Origin of the sequence: Chloracidobacterium sp. (assembly GCA_025057975.1) — a bacterium.
In the GTDB taxonomy this organism is placed as follows: Bacteria; Acidobacteriota; Blastocatellia; order Chloracidobacteriales; family Chloracidobacteriaceae; genus Chloracidobacterium.
Window position 1 is genome coordinate 1 of the sequence record JANWUV010000076.1, and the last position, 518, is coordinate 518.

Consider the following 518-nt stretch of genomic DNA (forward strand, 5'->3'; position numbering starts at 1 on the left):
GACGAGCGCGGTTAGCACGCTCAGTAGCACGAACAAAGTCAGGGGGGAACGCAGCCGGGCAATGGGCTTCATGGGTTACGGCACTCGCTCAAGCACATAGGTCTCCCCAAAGGTGGCGCGCAGTTGCAGGCGCGGCTCGCCGGTCGGGTCGGCGGCTAAGCCGGCCAGCCCCTCGGCGACGTTGACGTCCAGCACCAGCCAGCGCGCGTCGAAGTCGGCCATGGCGCGCAGCAGGGTCTCCACATCGTCGGCGGGGATGGCGATGGAGGCCAGGCCGGTATGGTAATAGAAGGCCGGCGGGTTGTTGACGGCGACGACGGCCCCCGGCCCCGCCGCGCGCATCAGCCACCGCCCGACCTCGACATACACGGCGTCCGCCGCCGCGCCGCCGCGTATCTGCGGCAGGAAGCGCAGGCCGGTGAGCGTCAGCGCGCCCAGCACCAGCAACAGCGTGAACACCGGCTTCGAGCGCTGCGGCTGCCAGTGCGTGAGGACCCGTGCCACTCCCTCGACCGAGG

1 protein-coding gene is annotated in these 518 nt (G+C 70.3%); it reads right to left on the reverse strand.

Annotation, left to right across the window (positions count from 1 at the left end):
- Positions 1-75: 75 nt before the first annotated feature.
- Positions 76-518: hypothetical protein (locus NZ585_15175; GenBank protein MCS7081369.1), on the reverse strand; the 443-nt coding region annotated here is incomplete at its 5' end.